The 10,709-nt window shown below is 40.4% G+C and carries 8 protein-coding genes and 1 pseudogene; 5 read left to right on the top strand and 4 right to left on the bottom strand.

All coding sequences use genetic code 11. The annotated features are described in order from the left end of the window. Positions 1–1,339, top strand: a 1,339-nt coding sequence (locus tag CVN76_RS03540) for an alpha/beta hydrolase family protein (RefSeq protein WP_100530313.1), incomplete at its 5' end; no start/stop codon positions are given. Between the two features lie 93 nt (positions 1,340–1,432). On the opposite strand, the gene CVN76_RS03535 is transcribed toward CVN76_RS03540, so the two are convergent. Beyond that, a complete protein-coding gene (locus CVN76_RS03535) occupies positions 1,433–3,499 on the bottom strand; it encodes a Na+/H+ antiporter (protein WP_100530312.1) in 2,067 nt (688 codons plus the stop codon). A 952-nt stretch (positions 3,500–4,451) separates the two neighbouring features. Between CVN76_RS03535 and CVN76_RS03525 the strand changes: the two genes are divergently transcribed. Beyond that, positions 4,452–5,390, top strand: coding sequence for an MBL fold metallo-hydrolase (locus tag CVN76_RS03525; protein WP_100530310.1), 939 nt, complete (start codon positions 4,452–4,454; stop codon positions 5,388–5,390). Between the two features lie 89 nt (positions 5,391–5,479). On the opposite strand, the gene CVN76_RS32220 is transcribed toward CVN76_RS03525, so the two are convergent. Continuing rightward, positions 5,480–5,935, bottom strand: coding sequence for a glutamate synthase-related protein (locus CVN76_RS32220; RefSeq protein WP_332850596.1), 456 nt, complete (start codon positions 5,933–5,935; stop codon positions 5,480–5,482). An 8-nt stretch (positions 5,936–5,943) separates the two neighbouring features. After that, a pseudogene (locus tag CVN76_RS32215) lies at positions 5,944–6,728 on the bottom strand (glutamate synthase-related protein). A 620-nt stretch (positions 6,729–7,348) separates the two neighbouring features. On the opposite strand from CVN76_RS32215, the gene CVN76_RS03515 reads away from it, so the two are divergent. From CVN76_RS03515 to CVN76_RS03505, 3 genes are all read left to right on the top strand, one after another. Beyond that, complete coding sequence (locus tag CVN76_RS03515; RefSeq protein WP_100530309.1) at positions 7,349–7,696, top strand: PadR family transcriptional regulator; 348 nt, start codon at positions 7,349–7,351, stop codon at positions 7,694–7,696. Then, positions 7,683–8,675, top strand: a complete 993-nt coding sequence (locus tag CVN76_RS03510) for an HAAS signaling domain-containing protein (RefSeq protein ID WP_100530308.1) — start codon at positions 7,683–7,685, stop codon at positions 8,673–8,675. Before CVN76_RS03515 ends, CVN76_RS03510 begins: the two co-directional genes overlap by 14 nt. Positions 8,676–8,935: 260 nt before the next feature. Then, positions 8,936–9,730 carry a class I SAM-dependent methyltransferase gene (locus CVN76_RS03505; protein WP_100530307.1) on the top strand — a complete coding sequence of 265 codons (795 nt, stop codon included), beginning with the start codon at positions 8,936–8,938 and terminating at the stop codon, positions 9,728–9,730. Positions 9,731–10,171: 441 nt separating this feature from the next. Here CVN76_RS03505 and CVN76_RS03500 read toward each other — a convergent pair whose 3' ends face one another. Further along, on the bottom strand, positions 10,172–10,702 hold the full coding sequence (locus tag CVN76_RS03500) for an IseA DL-endopeptidase inhibitor family protein (RefSeq protein ID WP_100530306.1): 531 nt from the start codon (positions 10,700–10,702) through the stop codon (positions 10,172–10,174). Between the last annotated feature and the right edge of the window lie 7 nt (positions 10,703–10,709).

Genomic DNA, 10,709 nt, shown 5'->3' with positions numbered 1-10,709 from the left:
GGCAACCTATATCATTGGTTTCAGTCCTGATGAAAAAACCTTTCTTTATCACAAGCACTATGCAAATACATATTCCCTCCTCTATGCGAAGAGTGGAAGCTGTGAGATTTTGCTTACACCTCCATCCGAGAAACAACATACAGTCACACACGGTGTTTTCGTCTCGGATTCCCTGATTTATTTATTGACGGATTATGATTCGGATTACACTTACTTGGCCTCTTTTAATCTAGATACCAATCAATTTACGAAAATAAAAGAATTGAAGAGTGAAAGCTTTACGGCCCTTAAATATAATGAAGAATTACAACTGTTATTTGTTGCGAGCGAGAAAGGAGTAGTCGATCATTTATATGAGCATGATCTGAAAAATGGGGACTGGACGAACATCCCCATTCCATGCAGTGTCATTCAAAAACTTGAGGTTGCAAGATCAGGTGCACTCTACTTATCTGGCATGAGCGCAACCAAGCCTCATAATATTTATAAAAGAACGGATGATGAGTGGGAACCATTGACTGCCTACACGGTCCCAGGTGTCGAGACCACCGAATTGGTGGAACCGGACATCATTACCTATCCTTCCTTTGATGGCTTGGAGATCGAATCGTTATTTTTTCGCGCAAATAAGGAAAATGATACTGGCGAAGTCATTTTCTGGCCTCATGGCGGTCCTCAAGCCGCAGAACGCAAATTTTTCAGAGCATCATTTCAGTTTTTCCTGAACAATGGATATAGTATTTTCGCACCGAACTTTCGCGGCTCCACTGGATATGGCTTACAATTCATGAAAATGGTAGAAGGAGATTGGGGACATGGACCGCGCCTGGATAATATAGCCGGTCTGGATTGGCTGATTGAACAAGGATATGCCCGAAAAGGGAACATACTATTGATGGGCGGAAGCTTTGGCGGGTATATGGCATTGCTGCTACATGGCCGTCATGCCGAGTACTTTAAGGCGGTGGTCGATATTTTTGGTCCATCCAACCTATTTTCCTTCATCGAATCCGTTCCTGAAGACTGGAAGCCAGTCATGGATCAGTGGGTTGGGAATCCGGAAAAAGATCGGGAGAAATTAATCGAGTACTCGCCTATTACCTACCTGGATTCCATGACCAAACCCATGCTAGTCGTACAGGGGGCGAATGATCCGCGTGTCGTCAAAAAGGAATCCGATCAAATCGTGCAAGCCTTGAAGGACAAGGGAAGAGCTGTCGAGTATATGCTCCTGGAAGATGAAGGACATGGTTTTTCAAAAAAGGAAAATGAAATGGCCGTCTATCGAAAAATACTATCCTTCTTAAACCAATATACAGCAGTAACGGAGAACGTTTAAATAAATCTGGATTCAATAAGAAAAACCCTGCCAGTCACATATAGCAGGGTTTTTCTTATTCATCTCTTGTTGGTGTATCATTCACTTCTTTAATCAATTTTGTATCATGATCATTTCATCATAGACCAGGTTTTGTCTAAGCTCCGTAGCCGTTTTGGAGGATATCCGATCTTCTTCGACCAATTGCTGAATGATATCTCGTTCGATTTGCATGGCATTCAATTGAAAATGACTCACCATTTCTTGTAAGTTGGTGGCTTCCTTTTCACTTAATGTTCCGAATGGATTCAAGTACCGATTATATCTTTGGATGACAAGCATCACTTCATGGCGGTTTTCTGGTTCAATTTGTTGTTTGATTAAAGAAATGGCTGCCTTTGAAGCTTCTTTTTGTGCTTGACGGAATTCCTTGATCAGGTCCGCGTTTTTATCGAGGGAGCTCTCTAACTTTGCTTCCCATTTTTTATCCCATTTGACATTAAGCTTTTTCTTGAAAAGGATAGCTTGCAATGAAATCCAAACTCTTTGCAAAAATGATTTTTGCACATAATTCAACGTTCGTGAAATGTACACCTTATATAGCTCGTGGGTCGTTTCTGATATCGATCCTTTTTCGACCAATCCAGAAACGACTTCCAATTCAGCATTCGCCCCTAGCTTGACTAAATCCTGTATCGTCTTGTTATCCGGCCTATTCGTTATGCCTCGCTCCAAATCTATCAGTTGTTCGTTCAGATCATCCATCACTTGATAAACGGCTTTCTGATTATCGCTATTGGCTTCTTTGCTCAGCTGATGAATCGTTTTGTTCAATACGATTTTATAAGCTTCATCAGTGGTCAGGCGTTCGTCCTCAGATTCAGCCGGTGCCTTTACAAGTATCGGCAAAAGGACCGTGGCTAATAGGACACTTAACAAAATGACGCACGCTGCGATGAACAAGACTGTATTGCGCATCGGAAATAAAGTGTCATCCGGCATGAAATAAGGGATGGATAAAGCGGTAGCTAAAGTTATGGTGCCATGAATGCCGCATACGGATGTCAAGATGGCGTACCGTGTTCTTGTTAAATTCTTATCATCGCTGACTTTGATTTCATCTCGATGAATCCGGGACATAATGAATTGCTCTAGCGGATTGACCCTATTCTTGGTGAATGTATCATGCAGGAAGTATACCCAAATAAAACGGATCACCAATAATAATAAAACGATCAATACACTTATCCCAAAAAGGGAACCCCTATTTAAGTTGGACTCGATTTCCCGATAGACGCTCGGCAGCATGAATCCTAGTAAAGTGAACACAAGCCCATTCAATAGATATCCCAATACAGACCAAATATTCGTTGATACAATCTGCAATTTGGTTGTGGTATTTTGAAGGCGATCGCGTTCAATGCCATGAATGACACCTGCGGCCACTACCGCCAAGATACCGGAAACATGGAATTCTTCAGCTACCATGTAGATGGCAAAAGGTGTAATGACCTCCATTACGATGGACATGGGGATCTCTTCAAGTCCTTGAACCCGTAAAAACAATCGTAATTTAACGATTAAGTAACCCAAAAGGAGACCGATCAAGATCCCGCCCATGGCGACAAAGATGAAATTGAGCGAAGCATCTTTAATGGAAAATGCACCTGTCAATGCCGCAGCCAAGGCCACTTTAAAAGCAACGATTCCCGCTGCATCATTGAAAAGTGACTCACCTTCAAGGATTGGCAACATATTGCCGGGCAGCTTCAATCCCTTTGTAATCGATTGGACTGCTACAGCATCAGTAGGAGTGATCGTGGCAGCTAAAGCAAAAGCGATGGCCATCGGCATATCCGGTATCAGCCAGTGGATGAAAAACCCTCCTGCAAACACAGTGACGAAAACAAGTCCGAAAGCAAGCAACAAAATAGGCTTGCGCAATTCAAGCATTTCTTTACGGGATGTATTCTTTCCTTCTGTAAAGAGTAATGGCGCTATGACACAAATCATGAATAATTCCGAATGGAAATCAAGCGATAAGTGAAATGGCAATAATGAAAGTACTGCTCCGGCGGATATCTGGTATATCGGTAAAGGGATACGGGGCCATTTGGCATTCATTATGGTAGCGAGTATGGTGGAAACCAATAATCCGATCATAGTGATTAAAAATGACATAAAATCCTCCTATCTAAATGTTAGTCAGGCTGCAACTGATCCATTTATGAAAGGACAAAAAAACAGGGGGTTTTAAAGTGATGAATAAATCCTTTAAAAATGAACCCCTACTTCATGAGTGTTGAATTAATTTTCAGCATCGACCTTTGTGTAAATAGACATATTTTATTAACATACCCTCGCACGGATTCGTTAATCCTGTTGGAACTAAAAATTATGACAATAAGGAAAACGGATGGAATTAGTCCTTATAATCGGGGTCAGCGCGTCTGGACGATTAAGCAAGAATCATCTAGTTTCAAGAAGGATGGCCAGATGATTTCCATCAATATGTAGGTATATGACAGTACTGTGGATTTTATGGAGTTCCATAAGTGGGTAGTCCTTGGTCATATCGGTGATTCCTCTGTATTTTTACCTTCCATGTACATTATTTGGCCAAAGCGAAAAACACCTTCCGAAAGTACTTATTACTAACTCTTCAGGCTTGTTTTAACATGCTTCATTCTCTTTTTACCTTTTGCTGGTCCAAAATTCAGGGTGTTTTTTATCTGAAAAAATATGACATCATAATCAGGCTAACTTATTCCCATATTCAGTGGGGACTAAGTTAGTCTGATTTTTGTTGAACTCAATAGGGATTACAGTAAAGCTTGCTTGGAGCAATTCATACAGTGAATACATGTGAAATTGGAAATTGTTAGGTGTACCTATGTTGAGATTCATCCCTTACCCAATCCTGTTATTCGGTGTACATTCGCAAAGGAGGTATAAACGCTTCTTTTACATTTCCAAGCTATATTTATGCGATCGGTTTTATCAAGGTTTAGCGTAAAATCTAACAGTTTGATAGAGGAAGTTCAAGAAATTCGTCGAATTGATTAATTTAGCACCTTTTTTGTACTCATAAAAAATATGAAATGGAATGCTACATCGGAGGGAGAAGTTATAGTTGCTGAATGAATTGAAAGTTACGCAAGTTACCATTCCTTTGCCTTTTAGGCTTGATCATGTTCATTGTTTCCTAGCAGAAGGTGAAAAAGGATGGACGATCATGGATACCGGATTAAATAATGAAACGACAAGGGAAATATGGAAGCCCATTATCGGAAGGCATGATATTCGTGATATTATCATCACCCATTATCACCCTGATCATTTCGGTTATGCAGGGACCTTACAGCAACTAACCAATGCTGATGTTTGGATGACACAAGTGGATGAACATGCCGGGAAAACGTATTGGGAAGCGAAATCGCTCAATCTCCTTAAAGAAAGCTATGATGCATGTGGCTTGGAAGACGATATAGCCACTGCCTTATCGGGTGACGAAAGCAGCTTTATGCCACAAGTGAAACCATATCCTACGGTCAACCATCACCTTGAAGAAGGAATGCATCTGCGATTTGGCAAATGCGAGTATGAGGTGATTTTCACGCCGGGGCACGCTGATGGCCTGATATCACTATATAATAAGGAAAATAGTGTTCTGTTCTCGACAGATCATATATTGCAAAAGATTTCCCCTAATATATCTTACTGGTTTAAAGGTTTCAGTAACCCATTGGAAGAATTTTTTACCTCATTGAAAAAAATCCAAAAGTTGGACGTGGAATATGTCATTCCTTCACATGGAAAGCCCTTTCGAAATGCCAATGAAAGAATCGCAGAATTATTTGATCACCATCAAGACCGTTTGCAAGTCATTCATGAAAATATGAAAGAGCCGATTACGGTAAAAAGAGGATGTCAAATCCTATTTGGAAAACTACCCATTCACGAATCCAGGTTTGCGGTTGGAGAAACGTTGGCCCATCTGGAATACCTTCTTTTGAATGACCAATGCAGAAAATTTACTCGTGATGGGATTTGGTATTATCAAGCCATTTGATGGAATGATTGATGGGGGAGAGCATGTGAACAAATGTCATGAAAGCCAGTGACCATTACGAATGAGCGGTTGCTTTTCATTCATTGGCTCTAATTTGTCCCTTTACTTCCTTTCAGGATGTCTTCAAATGGTGTGACAAGCCCTTTATCGTCCTTATGGCAAATATGTTCCGGGCGAAAATGGATGGATGAATCCAGTCCAACGGCAGCTGAAATCCGAAACAATTCCTCTCTAATGGTAACAAGAAAGTTCGTGACGTGATATTTCTTCTCATCGATGACAAGTGCTTTCTGTATTTCTGGATCAGTGGTTGCTACCCCGACAGGGCAAGCATTTGAATGGGATTTCATCGTTTGGATACATCCTATGGAAATCATGAACCCTCTTGCAATGTTCACAAGGTCCGCTCCCATTCCTAAAGCTATGGCGATTCGATCGGCTGTGAACAATTTAGCGGAGGCAATAATTTTAACCTGGTCTCGGATTCCGTATTTTTCAAGGGTCGAAACTAAAATAGGCAAAGCGGATTTTGTCGGTAATCCCACACTATCGGTCATTTCCTGGTACGAAGCACCCGTACCCTTTCACCGCCATCCAACGTGATGAACGGCCCCATCCCGCTTTTTTTCATATACCGGGCAAGTTCTTCAACACTGTCATTGCCGCCGATGACCATCTTGATACCTACTGGAATCCCTGTATGATCCCTGATTCCACCGATAAAATCACACAGGGATTCTACATCCTCAAATTGATGGAACCGATTCGGGCTATCGATTGACTTATAGGGTACAACGCTACGAATCTCTGCGATTTCCGGATTTAGTTTTTTGCATCAATATGCCCTCCCCGGGTCTTGGCACCCTGAGCCAATTTAATCTCGAAGGCTTTAATTTCAGGAATTTCACTTTTTCTTTTTAACTCATCCCAATCCAATTCCCCAACACTATCACGGACACCAAACATGGCAGGACCGATTTGCATGTCTATATCGACTCCTCCTGCTAAATGAGGCGGTGACAGACCTCCTTCCCCTGTATTCATCCATGTGCCTTTTGCTTGAGCCAACCCTTCGGAAAGCGCAGTGATCGCGTTCTTACCCAAAGAGCCATAGCTCATGGCTGACATCCCGATCAGACCTTTCCATCTAAACGGATTTTTCGTGTCCGGACCAATGACCACAGTGTCAGCATCATCTAACAAAAATGCAGAAGATTCCTTATCCTCCAACTTTTCCACACGCTGTGAGAAAAGCGGGTCTTTTAATAGATTGTATCTTTTCGTCTTCACTTTTATTGCCCGATCGAACTTTGTTTCTTCGGTCAATTTTGGAAACATACTATTCTTGACAAATAAGCCTTCTTCCTCAAAATCTCGTTTAGATCCAAAACCAATGACATCAGTGATTCCATTGGTTGGCTGCTTTCAATTGGAGAAGTGGGTAAATCGAGTTGAGGAAGACGTGAAGTATGTAGCATGACCATCGCTCCCGCTTAAAGAGGGATATATCCAACATAACCATATGTGCGGATTCGCTTCTTTTCTTGACTCATGGAGAACTTAAGATAATAAGGTAAAAGATACCTTTGATACACCTAAATACGATCACTCATTCATACCAAACAACTAATTGGTAATATATACATATAATTACATAATAAAACAAGAAAATAAATAAAAAGATGATGAATGATACCTAGGTTTGTAGAGGGGGTTGTGAAAAATATCCATTAAAAAACTCGAGAAAACGGAGAGCTATGTTAACTTATGGCTTGAAAAATCTAATCGACAGGGCTGCTCGCAAAATCAAATGACGGAATATGAGAGGCGTATAGCGTTTCTTTTTTTTTGTCATGAAGAATATTTATATGTTGATGTTGGTGTTAGAACTAAAATAGTGTATGATGCATAGTATAAGATATGGTGTACGACATATAGTATAGAGAAGAGGTGATTGGATGAGTACATTGCTGAATTCTTTGACGACCGAGCTGCGAAGGGGCACTTTGACTTTAGCGGTCCTTAGTCAGCTCAACACTCCCCAGTATGGATACTCGCTGGTCCAGCGACTGGAAAAATCGGGAATTGCCATCGATCAAAGCACGTTATATCCCTTGCTTCGCCGCCTGGAGAAGCAGGAATTGGTGACAAGCACTTGGGATACTTCTGAAAGCAGGCCGCGAAAGTACTATGCTTTAAGTTTATATGGGGAAGAAATTTTCAATCAATTAAAACAAGAGTGGGAAAAAACGTCTCAAGAGCTTTATATATTATTAAAAGGAGAGGGAGAAGATGGAGCTGATTGAACTTTATATTCAGGAAGTGACCCGCAGGCTGCCAGAAAAAAACCGGGAGGATATTGCGCTTGAGCTTCAATCTACAATCGAAGATATGCTTCCGGAAGATTATAATGAGCAAGACGTGAAAGAGATTCTTATAAAATTAGGAGATCCTGTAACACTGGCAAGCGGTTATAGAGATCGGCCGATGCACCTGATTGGACCGCGTTATTACGATGTTTATGTCAGTCTATTGAAAATGATTTTACCAATCGCCGCTGTCATTTCATTGATTTCATTAATTGGAGATAGCACATTTGCAAATATCGGTGAAAAAACCGTAATGGAAGTGATCCTCAGCATCATTGGAAAAGGCATCGCAGGTATCATCAGCACTGCCATCCAAGTGTTTTTCTGGTTAACGCTTTTATTTGCCGTGCTGGAACGTACGGATACTTCAAAAGATCATATGCCTTTAACGAAAGGGTTTAAACGATGGACACCGGATGATTTAAAACAGATTCCAAATATTTCAAAGAAAAAAATGATTCCTAAAGTCGAGATATTTGGAAGCTTGTTAGGTATCGCAATTTTCGCTGCTCTATATTTCAATGCATCCAGCCTTCTGGGTGTCTATGAGACTGGTAAAGACGGACTCAATTTTGTGACACCTTCTTTTAACCAAGAAGTATTGAATTCCTATTGGCCGCTCATTTTCAGCATCATCATTTTAGGTGTCTGCCTTGCCATTTATAAATTATTGGCAGGACAATGGACCAAAAAGCTTGCTTGGCTTCACACCTGTTACCAACTGCTCACGACGATTACTCTCATCATCATCATCAGTAATCCGCAGTTACTGACGAACGAATTCATCGTATATATGACAAAACTTTTTTCGATTGATGAATGGGAAGGCCGGATATACTGGAGTATTATCCTCATTTCCGTATTTTTCGCCGTATTCGATTCTATTCAAGGTTTTCGAAAAGGGAAAACCCGCTAAGGCACTCCATCTTCACTATGCCCAGTTTGTTGAAAAAAGGTTTCGGAATGGTCTCCCATTCGAAACTTTTTTGATTTTCCCTTGAAATTTTCAGGGTTATAGTTTCGACTTTTCTAGTTCATCAAGCAGGCTAATGCATACAGAGGCGATTTTTTCAAGTGAACGAAACTCACTAGCAATGCAGATTAGTATAATGATTAGCTCTTGAATAATATGATATCATTTCTATAGGTTGGAAAAATATGCAAAGGGGAATATCGATGAAAGTGAATTTTGGAAGTGTGGCAAAAAATTATGCGCAATATCGAAATGACTTACCTATGGAGGTAATGGAAAGTTTAAAACATAGAGGAATTGATTTTACCAATAAAAAAGTAGCAGATTTGGGTTCTGGGACGGGGGTATTAAGCCGAGCTTTACATGATGAAGGGGCAGTTGTTGTGGGAGTGGAGCCTTCAGCAGAATTAATAGAGCAAGCGAAAGAATTGGATAAGAGTGAAGGTCAGGTAATTGAGTATATGAATACATGCGCAGAATCGACAACCTTGAATGAGGGGTTGTTTGATTATGTAACCGTTTTAAGAGCATGGCATTGGTTTAACCGAGAAAAAACCCTTGCTGAGATAAAAAGGCTTTTGTCAGGAAAGGGAAAATTGATCGTAATGGATTCAGGTTTCATATCCAACCGTAAAGTCATAGCTGATACACTTCAAATTATTAAAGCGAATATGCCTGGCGGAGAGCTGAGACCTGCGGGCGACAAAGCGCAATCAAAACAATTTATCAATGGATTTCCGGTGGAATGGTTCAAGGAATGGCAGGAACATGGATTTGACTTAAAAGAGACCTATAAGTTCCATTACGATGTGTCATTTTCAAACGAAGACTGGTGCGGAAGAGTCGGTTCACTATCCTGGCTTTCAGGATTTACCGAAAAGCGGCGAAATGAAATACTTCATGAAATCCTTACCCATATAGGAAAAGAATACGGAGAAATTCAACATACTATCCAACATGGATGCTATATAACCATATTGAATCAGTCATATTCTTAGGCACTTTTCTTGCCAGTATAATTCATCTAGGTGACTGAAAGGTAAAGCCCGTATTCACGAGTAAGGTCATCATACTCAGGAGTGAAGCTGTGCACATACAAAATAATGCACGAAACAGACTTGGATTTTTGTAGGGAGTAACGGTTCAAAAAGTATGTGAAAGCACAAAATCAAGCCAGATTCACAATAAAATGCATCGAACTGCAAGGAGGCGACCCAAACTTACCATAAAGCATGAACATGCTCTTACATCGAAATTCTTCTTAAGTATAAAAGATCAAGCACCAAAACTGTGAAGAATCAAGATTTCATTTACGTTTTATTCAGAGGAAACCGGAACAGAGGGCAAGGTAATGGCACTTGTATCAGGGAAGCTTTTACGGCCAACCAAAAGAATGCCCCGCATCTGACATGACAGATGCGGGGCATTCTTTTCTTAAGTTATTGGACTGCATCAAATTGATTTACTTTCCATGTGGATCCTGATTTGTAAAACGTAACTGTTCTTTTGACTGAATCGCCATCCACAGTAGGGACGGTTAAATTATAGGTTCTAACGTTTTGTTTTTGTTGGACCGATTTGATTTTGGATTTTTTCCATTCAAGCATGCCATCGCCATCACCGACTGGACGGGCCAATTTTCCTTTATGTGTAATGTAATTATAGTTTGTTAATCCTTTTTCAATAGCATTATTAGTGAATGTTTCTCCTAAATAAGTAACCAATTTATCTTTTGTATTGAATTCCTGACAAAGATACGAGTACTCTGTTCCTTTATAGTTGAATGTTTTTTGTGTGCATGAACGATTTTTGTAACCATGTAATGCATTCCAGAAATGTTTGCTGGCATTATCGGCTATTTTAAGTGCATTTGTGTCAGATAAATTCTGTGATGTGGTTTGTGCTGTAGCTCCCGTGCTCAATGTGAAAAATAAAATGATGGATAATAGCATACCTGATATTTTATTCATACTTTCT

This window comes from Bacillus sp. mrc49, assembly GCF_002803435.1.
Note: the sequence above shows the minus strand (reverse complement) of the source record. Positions and strands in the feature narration are given on the sequence as shown.